The sequence below is a fragment of the Streptomyces sp. NPDC050264 genome, assembly GCF_040655895.1.
Taxonomy (GTDB): domain Bacteria; phylum Actinomycetota; class Actinomycetes; order Streptomycetales; family Streptomycetaceae; genus Streptomyces.
Window position 1 is genome coordinate 14,583 of sequence record NZ_JBFAKV010000001.1, and the last position, 16,934, is coordinate 31,516.

The following is a 16,934-nucleotide window of genomic DNA, read 5'->3' on the forward strand; positions in this document are numbered from 1 at the left end:
GCCGGTCATCGAACTGGGGCGGGTGCGGGTCGGCGGCATGGTGACGGTTCTCGCCGACGGGGCCGCGGCGGATGCCGTACGGAGGGCCTTGTAAGGGACGCGGGGCCGCGTGTCGGTGCGGCCCTGTGCCCCCGGCGGGGTCTCAGCCGAGGTACGACTCGACCTCGGTCGCGGCCTCGTCGCCGTACTCCTTGCGGAACCGGTCCATGAACGGCGCACGCTTCAACTCGTACTCCTGGGTGCCGAGGGTCTCGATGACCAGGGTGGCGAGCATGCAGCCGACCTGGGCGGCGCGCTCCAGGGAGACGCCCCAGACGAGGCCGGACAGGAAGCCCGCGCGGAACGCGTCGCCGACGCCGGTCGGGTCGACCTTGGCGTCCTCCTCCGGGCAGCCGACCTCGATGGGGTCCTCGCCGACCCGCTCGATGCGCACGCCGCGCGCGCCGAGGGTGGTGACGCGGTGGCCGACCTTGGCGAGGATCTCGGCCTCGGTCCAGCCGGTCTTCGACTCGATGAGGCCCTTCTCGTACTCGTTGGAGAAGAGGTACGTGGCGCCGTCGAGCAGGAGGCGGATCTCGGTGCCGTCCATGCGCGCGATCTGCTGCGAGAAGTCGGCCGCGAAGGGGATGCCCCGGGAGCGGCACTCCTCGGTGTGGCGCATCATCCCTTCCGGGTCGTCCGCGCCGATGAGCACCAGGTCGAGGCCGCCCACGCGGTCGGCGACGGTCTTCAGCTCGATGAGGCGGGCCTCGCTCATCGCGCCCGTGTAGAAGGAGCCGATCTGGTTGTGGTCGGCGTCCGTGGTGCACACGAAGCGGGCCGTGTGCAGGGTCTCGGAGATGCGGACCGAGTCGGTGTCCACGCCGTGCCGGTCCAGCCAGGCGCGGTACTCGTCGAAGTCGGAGCCGGCCGCGCCCACCAGGACGGGGCCCGTGCCCAGCTGTCCCATACCGAAGGCGATGTTGGCGCCGACGCCACCCCTGCGTACGTCGAGGTTGTCGACGAGGAAGGAGAGGGAGACCGTGTGCAGCTGGTCGGCGACGAGTTGGTCGGCGAAGCGGCCGGGGAAGGTCATCAGGTGGTCGGTGGCGATGGATCCGGTGACTGCGATTCGCACGGCGAGGTCACGCTTCCTGAGGAGTAGGGAGGGGGCGCAGGGCGCTCGTTGAAAAGGCGGGGTGGGCGACGGGAGGGGTTGACAGTTCACGCTACCGGGTCGGGCTCCCTGCCCTGAAGTGCGGAAACTACCCGATAGTAGGGCTTTTTTCGTTCGACCTGTCGTGCCTACGGTGCGGGCATGACGTACGACGTGTCCTTCATGATCCAGGACGGACTCGCCGCGCTGCGCGGCGACTGTGCCCGGATGGTTCCGCACTGGGTGCTGCCGCGCGCTCCCTGGGAGACGGACCGGCCGGTGCCCGTGGCCGATTCGTCCGGTATCCACGGCGTCGTCGTGCCCGCCGCCTCCGCCCGCCTGATCGATGCCATGGCGGATTTCGGCGACTGACGGCGCCCGGAAGGGAACCGCGCGCTCCCCCGCCACGTCCCATCGCTGTCCCCTGTTGCAGTCCCTCATAGAGGGGATGCGGGATACGACGCGGCAGTTGAAGGAGCGATGCGGTGAGCACCGAAGAGCAGACACAGGATCGGCACCGCCGGCGGCGGACGCTGGCCGTCGCCTCGGTCGCGGCGGCTGTGCTGCTCGCCGGTGGCGGCGGCGCGTACCTCGCGACGAATGCGTCGGGAGGCGGCGAGGACCGCTCCGGTGGGCCCGGCGGCGACGGCGCTCCCCCGCCGCTCGCCCTGGACGGCTACGCGCAGGGCGGCAGTCCGGGCACGACGAACGGGATCGCGCCGGGTGAGCCCGACCCGAACGGCACCCGTTACCGGGCGTCCGGTGATCTGCCGGACGGTCCGGGCGAGGCTCCCGTGTACCGGGCCGAGGGCCAGGTGACCGCCGCCGAGGTGGCCACGCTCGGCAAGGCCCTCGATGTCGGCGGTACGCCGCAACTGGTGGACGGCGCCTGGCGGTTGGGTCCGGCCAAGGACGGTTCGGGGCCCTCGCTGCAGGTGAGCCGGAAGGCGCCGGGGACGTGGACGTACGCCCGGTACGCGCCGTCGGGCAACGGCAAGTGCGGCAGCGCGGCGAAGTGCGCGGATCCGGCGGGCGGCGGCAGTAAGAAGGACGCGGTGAGCGAGGCCGTCGCGAAGAGGACGGCGGCGCCGGTCCTCAAGGCCCTCGGCCAGGACGACGCCAAGCTGGACGCGGCCCAGCTCATGGGCGCCACCCGGGTGGTGAACGCGGACCCGACGGTGGGCGGGCTGCCGACATACGGCTGGTCGACCGGGATCCAGATCGGCTCGGACGGTCAAGTGGTGGGCGGCAGCGGCCAGTTGAAGTCGCCGGTCAAGGGCGATACGTATCCGACGGTCGGGGCGAAGGAGACGATCGGGCGGCTGAACAGTACGGCGGCGGGTGATCGCGGGTCGGTCGGCGGGTGCGCGAGTGCGGAGCCGCTGGGGTCGGGCTCGCCGGACGCGGAGCAGGGCGCGGGCTGCACGCCGTCGTCGCCCCGGCCGCCGGCGTCCGCGACGGTCGCCGTCACCGGGGCCACGTTCGGGCTCGCCGCGCACTTCGTCGAGGGCCGGCAGGCGTTGGTGCCGTCGTGGCTGTTCGAGGTGAAGCCGGCCGGGGCCGGGCAGGATTTCACCGTGACGCATCCGGCGGTGGAGCCGAAGTTCCTGGTGGCGCCGGGGAGTCCGGCGTCCCCGTCGGCATCGGCGTCGGCCTCCGGGGCGGACGACCGCGATGTGCGGGTGGAGGGGTACGGCGCCGACGGGCGGACGCTGACCCTGCACTTCTCCGGGGGCGTGTGCGCGAAGTACGCGGCGTCCGCTGACGAGTCCGGGGGGCGGGTCACCGTGCGGGTGGCGTCCACCGAGAAGAAGGGCACGGTGTGCATCCAGATGGCGAAGTTCTACACGCTGCCCGTCACGCTCGACTCGTCGCTGGGTGACCGGAAGGTCGTGGGGACGGACGGCTCCACCGTGCCGCCCGCGCAGAAGAACGGGCCGGGCGGGGCCGTTCCGGCGCCGCGCGACTGAGACCCGGCACCGGTACGGCGAAGGGCGGCCACCCCAAAAGGGGTGGCCGCCCTTCGCCGTACCGCTTAGCTGAACGAGTCGCCGCAGGCGCAGGAGCCCGTGGCGTTCGGGTTGTCGATCGTGAAGCCCTGCTTCTCGATGGTGTCGACGAAGTCGATGGAGGCGCCGCCCAGGTACGGGGCGGACATGCGGTCGGTGACGACCTTGACGCCGCCGAAGTCCTTCACGACGTCACCGTCGAGCGAGCGCTCGTCGAAGAAGAGCTGGTAGCGCAGGCCGGAGCAGCCGCCGGGCTGAACGGCCACCCGCAGAGCCAGGTCCTCGCGCCCTTCCTGCTCCAGCAGAGCCTTGACCTTGGCCGCGGCGTCGTCGCTCAGGATGATGCCGTCGCTGACGGTGGTGGTCTCGTCCGATACGGACATCTACATCTCTCCCGGGTTGTACGGAGACTGCTTGCCGACCATTGCAACCGGCAAAGGCCCGGATCCATTCCGGATCGGCGGGGCGTTTTCGCGCTTCTCTTTCATGCTCGCACACCACGGGCGAACGGGGCACGGGGCGGGCGGGGCGGATTGCGTCACATCGACGACATCGCCATCGTCAAACTGACGTGAAGCGGCTATGATAGATAACGTCATTTCGACGAAAAGTCGTTCTGCAGACAAGAAAGGGTGCGTGACGTGACCACGGCCCAGACCCCCCAGGCCCCCGTTGACCTGGACGTTTCACCCACGCCGCTGGCGCTGTTGCTGCTGGGCCGGGAAGCCGACACCGCGAGTGAGCGCGGCGTGGACTGCCCCGGTGACCTCCCCTCCCCTTCCGACCCGGACCTGGTGGAGCGGGCCCGCGCGGCCAAGGAGAAGCTCGGCGACAAGGTGTTCGTGCTCGGGCACCACTACCAGCGCGACGAGGTCATCCAGTTCGCCGACGTCACCGGCGACTCCTTCAAGCTGGCGCGGGACGCCGCCGCGCGGCCCGGGGCCGAGTACATCGTCTTCTGCGGTGTGCACTTCATGGCCGAGTCCGCCGACATCCTCACCGGGGACGAGCAGAAGGTCGTGCTGCCGGACCTGGCCGCGGGCTGCTCGATGGCCGACATGGCCACCGCCGAACAGGTCGCCGAGTGCTGGGACGTGCTGACCGAGGCCGGGATCGCCGAGTCCGTGGTCCCCGTCTCGTACATGAACTCGTCCGCGGACATCAAGGCGTTCACGGGCAAGCACGGCGGCACGATCTGTACGTCGTCCAATGCCGAGCGGGCCCTGAACTGGGCGTTCGAGCAGGGCGACAAGGTGCTCTTCCTGCCCGACCAGCACCTGGGCCGCAACACCGCGGTGCGCGATCTGGGCCTGTCGCTCGACGACTGCGTCCTCTACAACCCGCACAAGCCGGGCGGTGGCCTGACCGTCGACGAGCTGCGCGCCGCCAAGATGATCCTGTGGCGCGGGCACTGCTCGGTGCACGGGCGGTTCTCGCTGGAGTCGGTGAACGACGTGCGCGAGCGCATTCCGGGCGTGAACGTGCTCGTGCACCCGGAGTGCAAGCACGAGGTCGTCGCCGCGGCGGACCAGGTCGGGTCGACCGAGTACATCATCAAGGCGCTGGAGGCCGCGCCCGCCGGGTCCAAGTGGGCCATCGGCACCGAGCTGAACCTCGTACGGCGCCTCGCCAACCGGTTCGCGCCGGAGGGCAAGGAGATCGTCTTCCTCGACAAGACGGTCTGCTTCTGCTCGACCATGAACCGGATCGACCTGCCGCACCTGGTCTGGACGCTGGAGTCACTGGCGGACGGCAAGCTGGTGAACCGCATCGAGGTCGACCGGGAGACGGAACAGTTCGCGAAGCTGGCGCTCGAGCGGATGCTCGCCCTGCCGTAGGGCCTCGAAACGCCGGGAGCCCGGTACGGACGCTGATCGGCGTCCGTACCGGGCTCCCGTCGTGCGAGGGGTGTCGGACCCGTCAGACCCCCGCCGGCTCCGACTCCGGGGAGTCGGACTGGGCCGGGACCCCACCCTTGCGCTCCCGCTTGGCGGCACGCTTCTTCGCCCGCCTCTCCTTGCGGAGTTCCAGCATCGCGTAGAGCGTGGGCACCAGAAGCAGCGTGAGCAGCGTCGACGTGATCAGGCCGCCGATCACGACCACCGCGAGCGGCTGCGCGATGAAGCCGCCCTCGCCGGTGACGCCGAGCGCCATCGGGAGCAGGGCGAAGATCGTGGCCAGGGCCGTCATGAGGATCGGGCGGAGGCGGTGGCGACCGCCCTCGACGACGGCCTCGACCACGCCGAGCCCTTGCGCGCGGTACTGGTTGATCAGGTCGATCAGCACGATCGCGTTCGTCACCACGATGCCGATGAGCATCAGCATGCCGATCATCGCGGGGACGCCCATCGCGGTGCCCGTCACGACGAGCAGGCCGATCGCACCGGTCGCCGCGAACGGGATGGACACCAGCAGGATCAGCGGCTGCGCCAGCGAGCGGAACGTCGCCACCAGGAGCATGAAGACGATCGCGATCGCCGCGAGCATCGCCAGGCCAAGGTTCTTGAACGCGCTGTCCTGGTCGGAGGTGACTCCGCCGATCGTGGCGGTGGCGCCTTCCGGCAGATCCAGCTTGTCGATCTTCGACTGGAGGTCGGTGCTGACCGCGCCCGTGTTGTCACCGGTCGGCTTGGCCGTGATGGTGGCCGCGCGGGCGCCGTCGATCCGGGTCATCGAGACCGGACCGTCGACCAGCCGCACCGTGGCGATGTCGCCGAGCGTCACCCCGCCCGGGCCCATCGGCAGCTTCTTCAGCCCGGCCATCGTCGTGGCCGGCTCGGCCGGCGTCACGACGACGTCGCGCTCGGTGTCGTCGAGGATCGCCTTGCCGCTGGTGGTGCCGCGCACCGCCTGGGCGACGGCGGCGCCGAGCGTCGTGTCGTTGAATCCGGCTGCCGCCGCCCTGGCGTTGGCCCTCACCGAGATCCGCGGCACCGACTGCGACAGGTCGCTGGTGGCGTCCGTGACGTCGTCGAGCGAGGCGACCGCCTTCTGGACCTGCTCGGCGGCCTTGTCGAGGACGGTGCCGTCGGCGGCCTTCACGACCACGCTGAGGTCCTGGCTGCCGAAGCCGTCACCGGCCGAGATCGTCGTCGTACCGGCACCGGACAGCTTGCCGAGCTCGCGCTCGATGCGGTCCTGGGTGTCCTCGTAGGACGCCTTGTCCTTCAGCGTCACCTGGTACGAGGCCTGGTTGGTGTCGGTGCCGCCGCCGAAGGCCGCCATGAAGCCGGACGAGCCGATGGTGACCTGGTAGTCCTTGATCTCGTCGATGCCCTGGAGCACCTTCTCGACCTTCTGCGCGGAGGCGTCGGTCGCGGCCAGACTGGTGCCGGGCTTCAACTCCTGCTTGATGGAGAGGACTTCCTGCTCGCCCTGGTCGAAGAAGTTGGTCTTGAGCAGCGGCGCCATGCCGAACGTGCCGACGAGGACGACCACCGCGATGGCCAGGCTCGTGAGGCGGCGGCGCGTCGCGAAGCGCAGCACGGGGACGTAGATCCGCTGCAGCCAGGAGCGGGCCTCCTTCTCCTCGGCCTTGCGGCGGGCCTCCTCCGGGTCGACGTCCCGGATCGCCTTGGGGGCGCGCAGGAACCAGAAGGAGAGGACCGGGACGACGGTGAGCGACACGAGGAGGGAGGCGAGGAGCGCCGCCGTCACCGTGATCGAGAACGAGCCGAACAGCTCGCCCACCATGCCGCCGACCAGGCCGATCGGGAGGAAGACCGCCACCGTGGTCAGGGTGGAGGAGGTGACCGCCCCGGCGACCTCGCGGACCGCCTTGAGGATGGCCTCGTGGCGTTCCTCGCCGTAGCCGAGATGGCGCTTGATGTTCTCCAGGACGACGATCGAGTCGTCCACGACGCGGCCGATCGCGATGGTCAGCGCGCCGAGCGTGAGCATGTTGAGGGACAGGTCGCCGATCCACAGGACGATCAGCGCGAGGACCACCGACAGCGGGATGGAGACCGCGGTGACGAGGGTCGAGCGCAGCGACGCCAGGAAGACCAGGATCACGATGACGGCGAAGAGCAGGCCGAGCGCGCCCTCCGTGGTCAGCCCCAAGATGGACTTCGAGACGGCCGGGCCCTGGTCGCTGACGACCGTCAGCTTCGCGCCGGAGCCGAGGTCCTGGCGCAGGTCGGGCAGCTTGTCCTTGACCGCGTCGGAGATGGAGACCGCGGAGCCGTCGTGGTCCATGGTGACCATGACGGCGAGGCTGGGACGGCCGTCGGTGCGGGTGATGGAGTCGGCCGTGGCCGCCCGCTGCTTCACCTCGGCGATCGCGCCGAGGCGCACGGGCTTCTTGACGCCCTGACCGGTGACCATCAGGTCCTCGATCTGCTTCAGGGAGGTGAAGCCGCCGCCGACCTGGACCGTACGGTTCTTGCCGTCCTCCGCGAAGGAGCCCGCGGGCAGTGTGGCGCCGCCGGCCTGCAAAGACTGGCTCAGCGTCTGGACGCCGACCCCGGCCGCGGCCATCTTCCTGTCGTCGGGCGTGACGTCGACCTGGAGGTCGCGGACGCCGTCGACGCTGACCTGGCCGACGCCGTCGATGTCCTTGAGGGACGGCACGACGGTCTTGTCGAGCTGGTCGGCGAGCGCCTGCTGGTCCTTGTCGGACGTCACGGCGAGCACGACGGTCGGGATGTCGTCGGTGGAGCCCGCGACGACCTGCGGGTCGACGTCGTCGGGCAGTTGGGCGCGGGCCCGGTTGACGGCCTGCTGGACGTCGGCGACGAGCTGCTTGGAGTCGCTGCCGTTGCCGTAGTCGAACTGGGCCATCACCACCGCGTTGCCCTCGGAGGCCGTGGAGGTGATGCCCGAGATCCCGTCGACGGCGTCGATGGAGTTCTCCAGCGGCTCGACGACCTGCTTCTCCACCACATCGGGGGACGCGCCCTGGTACGGGGCCAGGACGGAGACCATGGGCAGTTCGATGGTGGGCAGCAGCTGCTGCTTGAGCTGGGGTATCGCGATGGCACCGAAGGCGATCGCGATGATCGAGACCAGCCCGATCAGGGCACGTTGCGCGAGGCTGAATTTCGACAGCCAGGACATGGGCTGGGGTTCTCCAGGGCGTGAGCGGTGGGTGACGGCCCATGACGCGGACATGCGCAGAGGCCCGCTTACACCCTCGGCCACGGGGACCGCAGGATTCGTCGCTCCCAGGTCCCGTTCTTATACGGCGCCTACTGCGGCCGTAGTACGTCCGGTGCCGGGATCACTCCACCCTTGGACGGACCAGGCCCGATTCGTAGGAGATTACGACGAGTTGGGCGCGGTCGCGCGCGCCGAGCTTGGCCATGGCGCGGTTCACGTGGGTCTTGACGGTGAGCGGGCTGACCTCGAGGCGCTCGGCGATCTCGTCGTTCGAGAGGCCGCCGGCGACCTGGACCAGGACCTCGCGCTCGCGTCCGGTGAGCGCGGCGAGCCGCTCCGCGTGGCCGCCGCCGACGCGCTCCGCGTCGTCCGAACCGTCGCCCTGCGCGAGGAACTTGGCGATCAGCCCCTTGGTCGCGACGGGCGAGAGGAGGGCGTCCCCCGCGGCCGCGATCCGCACGGCGCCGAGGAGTTCCTCGGGTTCGGCGCCCTTGCCGAGGAAGCCGGAGGCACCGGCCCGCAGCGACTGCACCACGTACTCGTCGACCTCGAACGTCGTGAGCATCACGACGCGTACGTGGGCGAGTTCGGGGTCGGCGCTGATCTCCCGGGTCGCGGCGAGGCCGTCGGTGCCGGGCATCCGGATGTCCATGAGGACGACGTCGGGCCGCTCGGAGCGGGCGAGGCGGACCGCCTCGGCGCCGTCGGACGCCTCCCCCACCACCTGCATGTCGGACTCGGAGTCCACGAGCACGCGGAAGGCGCTGCGCAGCAGGGCCTGGTCGTCGGCGAGAAGGACCCTGATGGTGCCGGTGGTCATGGCGTGGCATCCCCTGATGTGGTGGTGCGGGCGTCGACCGGAAGGATCGCATGGACGCGGAAACCGCCGCCGTAGCGCGGTCCCGCGGTGAGGGTGCCGCCGAGCGCGGTGACCCGCTCGCGCATGCCGAGCAGGCCGTGGCCGCCGTTCTCGTCCAGCCGGTCGGAGGGCGTGGAGGTGGCGCCGGGTCCGTTGTCGAGGATCGAGACCTCGACGTCGCGTCCCACCCGTACGACGCTGACCTCGGCCTTCGCCTCGGGACCCGCGTGCTTCTGCACGTTCGTGAGCGCCTCCTGCACGACGCGGAAGGCGGCCAGGTCGACGGCGGCGGGCAGTGCCGGGGCCGACTCGGTGCGGGCCACCTCGACGGGCAGGCCCGCGTGCCGGAACGTGCCGACGAGGTCGTCGAGCCGGTCGAGCCCGGGGGCCGGTTCGGTCGGCGCCTCCGGGTCGCCGGTCTGCCGCAACAGGCCGACGGTGGCGCGGAGTTCGTTGAGCGCGGAGCGGCTGGCTTCACGCACGTGCGAGAGCGCTTCCTTCGCCTGGTCGGGACGCTTGTCCATGACGTGCGCGGCGACCCCTGCCTGCACGTTGACGAGCGCGATGTGGTGGGCGACGACGTCGTGCAGATCCCGGGCGATGCGCAGCCGCTCCTCGGCGACGCGCCGCCTGGCCTCTTCCTCCCGGGTGCGCTCGGCCCGGTCCGCGCGCTCCCTGATGGCGTCGACGAAAGCGCGCCGGGAGCGGACCGCGTCCCCGGCGGCGGCGGCCATGCCGGTCCACGCGAAGATGCCGAGGTTCTCCTGGGCGTACCAGGGCAACGGGCCGACGAACATGGCGACGCCGGTGAGCACGGCCATGGTGGCGAGGCCCACGCGCCAGGTGGTGGGCCGGTCGGTGCGGGCGGCGACCGTGAAGAGGGCGATGACGGCGGACATCACGACGGGGGCGCGGGGTTCGCCGGTGACGAGTTCGACGAGGGAGACGGCCGAGGTCGCGCCCAGTACGTACATGGGGGCGATCCGCCGGAAGACCAGCGCGGCGGCGCCGAGCACCATCAGGAGGAGGCTGAGGCCGTCCGGGGCGTGGGCGCCCCAGATGTACGCGCCGTCGGGGCCGTGCGGGTCGACGAACGAGCCCGCGACCATGGCCATGAGGACACCGAGGGCGACGATGGCGTCCAGGGCCAGGGGGTGCGTCCTGGCCCACCGTACGAGGGGGGTCACCGGGCTCACCGTAGCCGCCCCCTTCACCGCGGCGCTGATCAGCCCGGGATGAGGCCGTCGTCGCTGAGCATGGAGCGGACCTCTTCCAGCGTCGCGTCCGGTGCGGGCAGGATCAGCTCCGAGGGCTCCAGGGCGTCGTCGGGGAGCGGCTCGCCGAGGCGGCGGACGGCGTCGAGGAGGGCGGACAGCGTGCGGCGGAAGCCCGCCTCGTCGCCGCTCTCCATCTCGCCGAGCAGTTCGTCGTCCAGCTTGTTGAGCTCGGTGAAGTGGCTGTCGGCCAACTTCACCTGGCCCTCCCCCATGATCCGTACGATCATGACGCCCTCCTGTGGGCTGCTACTGCTTGTCGAAGCGCGGAGTGTCCTGCGGCTGCTGCGTCTGCTGTCCCTGCCCGGCGCCGCCCTCGATCGCCTGCTGCGACGACGAGGAGCCTCCGGCCAGCTCGGCCTTCATGCGCTGCAGCTCCAGCTCTACATCCGTACCACCGGAGAGGCGGTCGAGCTCGCTCTGGATGTCGTCCTTGGCGAGCCCGGAGGAGTCGTCGAGGGCGCCGGACGCGAGCAGCTCGTCGATGGCGCCGGCCCGCGCCTGCAGCTGGGCCGTCTTGTCCTCGGCCCGCTGGATCGCCATGCCGACGTCGCCCATCTCCTCGGAGATGCCGGAGAAGGCCTCGCCGATCCGGGTCTGCGCCTGCGCCGCGGTGTAGGTCGCCTTGATGGTCTCCTTCTTCGTACGGAAGGCGTCCACCTTGGCCTGCAGCCGCTGCGCCGCGAGGGTGAGCTTCTCCTCCTCGCCCTGCAACGTCTGGTGCTGCGTCTCCAGGTCCGTGACCTGCTGCTGGAGCGCCGCGCGGCGCGAGAGCGCCTCACGGGCCAGGTCCTCACGGCCGAGCGCGAGCGCCTTGCGGCCCTGGTCCTCCAGCTTCGAGGACTGACCCTGCAACTGGTTCAGCTGCAGTTCCAGGCGCTTGCGGCTCGTCGCCACGTCGGCGACGCCGCGGCGCACCTTCTGCAGCAGCTCCAGCTGCTTCTGATACGAGTAATCAAGGGTCTCGCGCGGGTCCTCGGCCCGGTCAAGGGCCTTGTTCGCCTTCGCGCGGAAGATCATCCCCATACGCTTCATGACACCGCTCATGGGCTTCGCGCGCCCCCTTCTGACAGATCCGACCGGCCGTTCCAGCTCCAGCACTGCGACAGAATCCACAGTACGGGTCCTGCATCTATTACCGCACTGTTCAGGTGCGGATGCGCTCATCCCCAAGGACGACTGCGTCCCGCTCCGCTCCGGCGTAAGGAGTAGGTGTGCCCCTATGTACCTCTATGAATGAGCGGGGATGTGCCCCTATGGACGCGCGGTGTTGCCGGATCGTTCCCCACGGCCCTGTGGTCCATGCACGACCACCGCGTACCCTTGGCTTTTGTGTTCCGTAGCCGATCCAAGGATGACAAGGCCCCCGCCGCCAAGGCCCCGGTGACCTCCTCCTCCACGCAGACCCGTGACCCGCAGGCGCCCAAGGGCCGCCCCACGCCCAAGCGCAGCGCGGCCCAGTCGCAGCGCCGCAGCGTGGCCAACACCAAGATGTCGCCGAAGGAGGCCCGCTCCCGCCAGCGCGACGAGCGCCGCACCGCGATGGAGCGCCAGCGCACCGCGCTGGCCAACGGTGACGAGCGTTATCTGCCGGCCCGCGACAAGGGACCCGTGCGCAAGTTCGCGCGGGACTTCGTCGACTCGCGGTTCTGCATCGCCGAGTACTTCCTGCCGACGGCGGTGATCATCCTCGTCCTGAGCATGATCCGCGTCGGTTCGCTGCAGAACATCGCGCTGCTGCTGTGGCTGTTCGTGATCGTCGCGATCGTCGTCGACTCGGCCATCACCGGCTTCCGTCTGAAGAAGCTGCTCGCGGAGAAGTTCCCGAACGAGCGCCGCAAGGGCGCTGTCGCGTACGCCTTGATGCGCACGCTCCAGATGAAGCGCCTCCGTCTGCCCAAGCCGCAGGTCAAGCGCGGGGAGCGGCCCTGAGCACCGAGGCCTTCGCCGGGGACGCGCCGAGATCCTGGCTGGCGAAGCTGGACGGCGTTCGCAACGTCGTACGCCAGGAGCTGGTGGCCCGGCAGCTCGACGAGCAGATAGCCGGGCGGTTCCCCGTCGGGCAGCGGCTGCGGGTGCTCGACGTGGGGATGGGCCAGGGCACGCAGGCGCTGCGGCTGGCCCGGGCCGGCCACAAGGTGACCGGCGTCGAGCAGGACCCGGGCATGGTCGCCGCGGCCCGGCAGGCGCTGGCCGCGGAGCCCGAGGGAGTGCGTGAGCGGGTGCGGGTCGTCGAGGGCGACGGCCGGGACACCGGGGTGCACTTCCTGCCCGGCAGCTTCGACGTCGTGCTGTGCCACGGCGTCCTGATGTACGTCGAGGACCCGGACGCGCTGCTCGCGGGCCTGGCCCGGATGCTGGCCCCCGGCGGCCTGCTCTCGCTGCTCGTGCGGAACGCGGACGCGCTCGCCATGCGGCCCGGGCTCGCCGGTGACTGGGTCACCGCGCTGGGCGCCTTCGACTCGACGAAGTACCACAACCGCCTCGGGCTCGACGTACGCGCCGACCGCCTCGACACCCTGACGGCGACGCTCGCCGGCATCGGCGCGCCGCTGCACGCCTGGTACGGGGTGCGGGTCTTCACGGACCAGGCAGGCGACGCGGCGGAGCCCCCGGAACGCGGAGAGCTGCAGACGCTGCTCGCCGCGGAGGAACGGGCCGGCCGCACGGAGCCGTACCGGCGGGTGGCGGCGCTGATGCACTTGTGCGGGGTTCGCGGCTGACGACCTGTTCGGCGGCGCAGGGCGGGCGACCATCCTGCGTGAACGTGACAATCCGGGCATGAATGTCTCTTCCACGCGTGCTCGCCGTGCTCCCCTTGCCTTCCTGACCGCCGCCGCGCTGGGTGTCGCCGGCTGCTCGGGTTCCGGTTCGTCCGGTTCGCCCGACACCACTACGCAGGCCGCGCCCGCGGCGGCCGACAGCCTTCAGGACGACTACCAGAAGGTCATCAAGGACGTCCTGCCCTCGGTCGTCCAGATCCAGGCCTCGTCGGATCTCGGCTCCGGCATCGTGTACGACGACCAGGGCCGCATCGTGACCAACGCGCACGTGGTCGGCGACGAGAAGACGTTCAAGGTGACCACGTCCAACAGCACGGACGAACTCACGGCGAAGCTCGTCTACGCGTATCCGGAGCAGGACCTCGCCGTCATCAAGCTGGACAAGGTGCCGGACGGGCTGAAGGCCGCGAAGTTCGGGGACTCCTCGAAGGTGGAGGTCGGGCAGATCACGCTGGCGATGGGGTCGCCGCTGGGGCTCTCCTCCAGCGTCACCCAGGGCATCGTCTCGGCGACCGGCAGGACCGTGAGCGAGGGCCGGTCCGGCGGCGGCACCGGGGCCACGATCGCCAACATGGTGCAGACGTCCGCCGCGATCAACCCGGGCAACAGCGGGGGCGCGCTGGTCAACCTGGACGGCGAGGTCATCGGCATCCCGACACTCGCGGCGACCGACCCCGGAATGGGGAACAGCGCGGCACCCGGCATCGGCTTCGCGATCCCCGCGTCCATGGCCACGACCGTCGCCGACCAGGTGATCAAGGACGGCAAGGTGACGGACTCGGGGCGGGCCGCGCTCGGCATCACCGGCCGCACGGTGCTCGACGACGGCTACCGGTCCGCCGGGGTCGCCGTGGTGTCCGTGACGGACGGCGGCGGCGCGGGGAAGGCGGGGATCGAGGCCGGGGACATCATCACCCGGTTCGGCTCCACCGACGTGTCGACGATGCAGTCGCTGTCCGAGGCGCTGGCCGCGAAGAAGCCGGGCGACAAGGTGTCGGTGACGTACACCCGGGACGGGACCCGGAAGCAGGCGGACGTGACGCTCGGCAAGATCTGAGGCCGGCGGGGGTGAGGGGGACGGATGCCCCCTCACCCTCGCGTTCGTCCGTCAGCTCTGCGCGGCCGCGTCCTCCGCGTGCAGGCTCATCGGGCCGTAGATGACCGTGCTGTCCTCGGACAGGGTGACCTGGTCCGCCCCGCCTTCCACCAGCGCCTTCCAGTACTCGCCGATCCAGGACTCGGCGTCGCCCTGCGTCGTGAACTCCTCCGGCTGCACCGCCGGAGACACCTCTGTCCCGTCGGACTTCTCGAACCGCCACGTCCATGCCGCCATGTCAGTCAGCCTCCCGGTACCGGATGTCCGATGTCCCTGGAAGCGTAGCCGGGCGCGCGGCTCTCGCGGTGGCGCGGGAGGATCTTCCCGTGGAACTGACTCTGCTCGGCACCGGCGCCCCCGAAGGGCTGCCCCGCCCCGACTGCCCCTGCGCGGCCTGCGCGACCGCTCTCGGCCCGGCCGCCCGCGCCGCGACGGCCCTGTTGGTCGACGGGGTGCTGCTGCTCGACCTGACGCCGGGTGCCGCGTTCGCCGCGGCCCGCGCGGGGCGCAGCCTCGGCGGCGTACGGCAGGTGCTGCTCTCGCATCCGCACGACGGGCCCGCGGTCGAGGTGCCGGCCGGGCTGCCGCGGCCGGGGCGGGTGCCGGACGGGCGGGAGCTGGCCCTGCTCACCGGGCACCGGGTGCGGGCGCTCGCCCTGGACGCGCCGGGCACCGGGTACGAGGTGGCGGGGCCCGAGGGCGGGCGGCTGCTGTATCTGCCGCCGGGTGCCGCGGCCGCGGGGCTCGGAGAGGTGCGGACGCCGTACGAGATGGTGGTCCTGGACGTCGTGGGGCGGCCGGACGCGCTGGCGCGGCTGCGGTCCGTGGGCGCGGTCGGGCCTACCACCGACGTCGTCGCCGTGCACCTGGACCACGATGTGCCACCGGGCCCCGAGCTGGCCCGGCGGCTCGCGGCGGCGGGCGCGCGGGCCGTGCCGGACGGGACCACCCTGACCGTGGGGGCGTACGAGGACGTGCCCGATGTGCCGCGCAGGACGCTGGTGCTCGGCGGGGCGCGGTCCGGGAAGTCGGTGGAGGCGGAGCGGCGCCTGGAGGCGTTCCCCGATGTGCTGTACGTGGCGACCGGCGGGACGCGCGGCGGGGACTCGGAGTGGGCGCAGCGGGTCACCGTGCACCGGGAGCGGCGGCCGGGGTCGTGGCGGACCGCCGAGACCTGTGACCTGCTGCCGCTGCTGGCCGACGATGCGGACCCGGCTCCGCTGCTCGTCGACTGCCTGTCGTTGTGGCTGACGTACGCGATGGACGAGGTGGGGGCGTGGGACGACGCCGAGTGGGCCGGCGGCGGCGAGAAGGCGCTGCGCGCGAAGGTGGCCGAGCTCGTCGACGGCGTCCGGCGCACCCGGCGCGTCCTCGTCGCCGTCTCGAACGAGGTCGGCTCGGGGATCGTGCCCGCGACCGCGTCGGGGCGCCGCTACCGGGACGAACTCGGCCGGCTGAATGCCGCGTTCGCGGGCGAGTGCGAGCAGGTGCTGCTCGTCGTCGCCGGTCAGGCGCTCGCGCTGCGCGGCTGACGGCTGCCCCGCGGGGAGTTCAGGAGGCGTCCGGGTTGCGGCGCGCGATGACCCGGTACGCGTTGGAGAAACGGGTGCGGCTGAGCAGCGGGGCCAGCATCTGGTCGGCCGTATAGCAGGCGACGAAGGCGGGGGCCGCGAGGTACATCAGGATCCGGCGCAGCCTGCGCCGGAGGCGGCCGGGGGCCCTGGTGCGCCACGGGTCGTCGCCGTCGGGCAGGCAGTGGCCGAGGAGCAGGGCGCAGGCGGCCGACAGGTCGAGCGGGAGGTGCGGTTCGCGGCGGTCGACGGCGACGACCGTGTAGCCGAGCGCCGTCAGTTCGGTGCGCAGGTTGGCCAGCGGGATGAGGTGCAGGTGCTGCGGCTGGAAGTACGAGACCCACCACTTGCCGAGCAGCTTCGCGTACCGGCTCTCGGGGTCGGGGACCTCGATCATCAGGTGGCCGCCGGGGCGCAGGACGCGGTGGGCCGCCTTGAGTTCCTCGCGGGGGTCGAGGGAGTGCTCCAGGTGGTGGAACATGCTCATCGCGTCGTAGCGGCCGGCCAGTTCGGTGGCCAGGTCCGGCAGCGAGCCGCGGTGGGCCTCCTCGACGCGGCCCCGTCTGCGGCCCTCTTCGACGCCGACGCCGATGTCGAGGCCGTCGAACGCCGTATAGGGCAGCACCTCTTTGGCCACCGCGGGGAAGTGGGCCCGGCCGGTGCCGACGTCGAGCCAGCTCTCCGGTTCGATGAACGCGCCCAGGGCGTGGGCGGCCCGCCGGTAGCGCTTGGTGGAGCTCTGCGGGCCGAAGATCTTCTCGGCCTGGTCGGCGCAGAGACCGTCGTAGAAGTCGCGGTAGTAGAAGTCGAGGCCCTCGGGGGTGAGCCGCGGGTTCTGGAACGAGTGGGCGCAGGACCGGCACTGGTCGATGGTGAAGGTGCCGGGCTTGTGCTGGAGCAGGTCGGTGGTGCGCAGCCGGGTGCGCAGCTTCGTGGAGCCGCACCAGGGGCAGTCGCCGCGGCGCGGTTCGTGGAAGCGCTCGGTGCCGCGGGCGAGTTCGGTGAGGTAGGCGGGGCGCCGGTCGGCCACGGCCTGGGCTGTCGGGGACATCGCTTCGTCAACTCCTGGTACCGCGTGGGAGGTTCGGTGCTGGGCGCGGGCAGCAC

16 protein-coding genes are annotated in these 16,934 nt (G+C 71.3%); 7 read left to right on the forward strand and 9 right to left on the reverse strand.

What is annotated here, in order from left to right:
* Window positions 1–142: 142 nt before the first annotated feature.
* Window positions 143–1,117 carry a carbohydrate kinase family protein gene (locus AB0J02_RS00070; protein ID WP_363191220.1) on the reverse strand — a complete coding sequence of 325 codons (975 nt, stop codon included), beginning with the start codon at window positions 1,115–1,117 and terminating at the stop codon, window positions 143–145.
* Between the two features lie 180 nt (window positions 1,118–1,297).
* On the opposite strand from AB0J02_RS00070, the gene AB0J02_RS00075 reads away from it, so the two are divergent.
* Both AB0J02_RS00075 and AB0J02_RS00080 read left to right on the forward strand, forming a co-directional pair.
* Window positions 1,298–1,507, forward strand: a complete 210-nt coding sequence (locus AB0J02_RS00075) for a hypothetical protein (RefSeq protein WP_363191221.1) — start codon at window positions 1,298–1,300, stop codon at window positions 1,505–1,507.
* 113 nt (window positions 1,508–1,620) lie between these two features.
* Window positions 1,621–3,105 (forward strand): hypothetical protein, encoded by a 1,485-nt coding sequence (locus AB0J02_RS00080; RefSeq protein ID WP_363191222.1) that lies wholly within the window; start codon window positions 1,621–1,623, stop codon window positions 3,103–3,105.
* A 65-nt stretch (window positions 3,106–3,170) separates the two neighbouring features.
* Here the strand turns inward: AB0J02_RS00080 and AB0J02_RS00085 are convergent, their stop codons facing one another.
* The gene (locus AB0J02_RS00085) at window positions 3,171–3,527 is read right to left on the reverse strand and encodes an iron-sulfur cluster assembly accessory protein (protein WP_363191223.1); all 357 of its coding nucleotides are present in this window, start codon (window positions 3,525–3,527) and stop codon (window positions 3,171–3,173) included.
* 258 nt (window positions 3,528–3,785) lie between these two features.
* Here AB0J02_RS00085 and nadA point away from each other — a divergent pair, with 258 nt between their 5' ends.
* Window positions 3,786–4,982, forward strand: a complete 1,197-nt coding sequence (gene nadA / locus AB0J02_RS00090) for a quinolinate synthase NadA (protein WP_363191224.1) — start codon at window positions 3,786–3,788, stop codon at window positions 4,980–4,982.
* 82 nt (window positions 4,983–5,064) lie between these two features.
* On the opposite strand, the gene AB0J02_RS00095 is transcribed toward nadA, so the two are convergent.
* The 5 genes from AB0J02_RS00095 to AB0J02_RS00115 form a co-directional block, all read right to left on the reverse strand.
* The gene (locus AB0J02_RS00095; RefSeq protein ID WP_363191225.1) at window positions 5,065–8,202 is read right to left on the reverse strand and encodes an efflux RND transporter permease subunit; all 3,138 of its coding nucleotides are present in this window, start codon (window positions 8,200–8,202) and stop codon (window positions 5,065–5,067) included.
* Window positions 8,203–8,365: 163 nt separating this feature from the next.
* On the reverse strand, window positions 8,366–9,064 hold the full coding sequence (locus AB0J02_RS00100) for a response regulator transcription factor (protein ID WP_363191226.1): 699 nt from the start codon (window positions 9,062–9,064) through the stop codon (window positions 8,366–8,368).
* Window positions 9,061–10,290: a sensor histidine kinase gene (locus AB0J02_RS00105; protein WP_363191227.1), complete on the reverse strand. Its 1,230-nt coding sequence runs from the start codon at window positions 10,288–10,290 to the stop codon at window positions 9,061–9,063. The genes AB0J02_RS00100 and AB0J02_RS00105 overlap by 4 nt, the downstream gene beginning before the upstream one ends.
* A gap of 38 nt (window positions 10,291–10,328) precedes the next feature.
* Window positions 10,329–10,607, reverse strand: coding sequence for a hypothetical protein (locus AB0J02_RS00110; RefSeq protein ID WP_363191228.1), 279 nt, complete (start codon window positions 10,605–10,607; stop codon window positions 10,329–10,331).
* Window positions 10,608–10,626: 19 nt separating this feature from the next.
* On the reverse strand, window positions 10,627–11,424 hold the full coding sequence (locus tag AB0J02_RS00115; RefSeq protein WP_363191229.1) for a PspA/IM30 family protein: 798 nt from the start codon (window positions 11,422–11,424) through the stop codon (window positions 10,627–10,629).
* Between the two features lie 255 nt (window positions 11,425–11,679).
* Here AB0J02_RS00115 and AB0J02_RS00120 point away from each other — a divergent pair, with 255 nt between their 5' ends.
* The 3 genes from AB0J02_RS00120 to AB0J02_RS00130 all read left to right on the forward strand — a co-directional run bounded on the left by AB0J02_RS00120 (window position 11,680) and on the right by AB0J02_RS00130 (window position 14,217).
* Window positions 11,680–12,309, forward strand: a complete 630-nt coding sequence (locus AB0J02_RS00120) for a DUF3043 domain-containing protein (protein ID WP_363191230.1) — start codon at window positions 11,680–11,682, stop codon at window positions 12,307–12,309.
* 83 nt (window positions 12,310–12,392) lie between these two features.
* Window positions 12,393–13,100 carry a methyltransferase domain-containing protein gene (locus tag AB0J02_RS00125; RefSeq protein WP_363191231.1) on the forward strand — a complete coding sequence of 236 codons (708 nt, stop codon included), beginning with the start codon at window positions 12,393–12,395 and terminating at the stop codon, window positions 13,098–13,100.
* Window positions 13,101–13,158: 58 nt separating this feature from the next.
* Window positions 13,159–14,217: a trypsin-like peptidase domain-containing protein gene (locus AB0J02_RS00130; RefSeq protein WP_363191232.1), complete on the forward strand. Its 1,059-nt coding sequence runs from the start codon at window positions 13,159–13,161 to the stop codon at window positions 14,215–14,217.
* A 51-nt stretch (window positions 14,218–14,268) separates the two neighbouring features.
* On the opposite strand, the gene AB0J02_RS00135 is transcribed toward AB0J02_RS00130, so the two are convergent.
* Window positions 14,269–14,493, reverse strand: a complete 225-nt coding sequence (locus AB0J02_RS00135; RefSeq protein WP_363191233.1) for a hypothetical protein — start codon at window positions 14,491–14,493, stop codon at window positions 14,269–14,271.
* A gap of 89 nt (window positions 14,494–14,582) precedes the next feature.
* Between AB0J02_RS00135 and AB0J02_RS00140 the strand changes: the two genes are divergently transcribed.
* Window positions 14,583–15,788 carry a bifunctional adenosylcobinamide kinase/adenosylcobinamide-phosphate guanylyltransferase gene (locus AB0J02_RS00140; RefSeq protein WP_363191234.1) on the forward strand — a complete coding sequence of 402 codons (1,206 nt, stop codon included), beginning with the start codon at window positions 14,583–14,585 and terminating at the stop codon, window positions 15,786–15,788.
* Window positions 15,789–15,807: 19 nt separating this feature from the next.
* Here the strand turns inward: AB0J02_RS00140 and AB0J02_RS00145 are convergent, their stop codons facing one another.
* On the reverse strand, window positions 15,808–16,878 hold the full coding sequence (locus tag AB0J02_RS00145; RefSeq protein ID WP_363191235.1) for a class I SAM-dependent methyltransferase: 1,071 nt from the start codon (window positions 16,876–16,878) through the stop codon (window positions 15,808–15,810).
* Window positions 16,879–16,934: the final 56 nt, after the last annotated feature.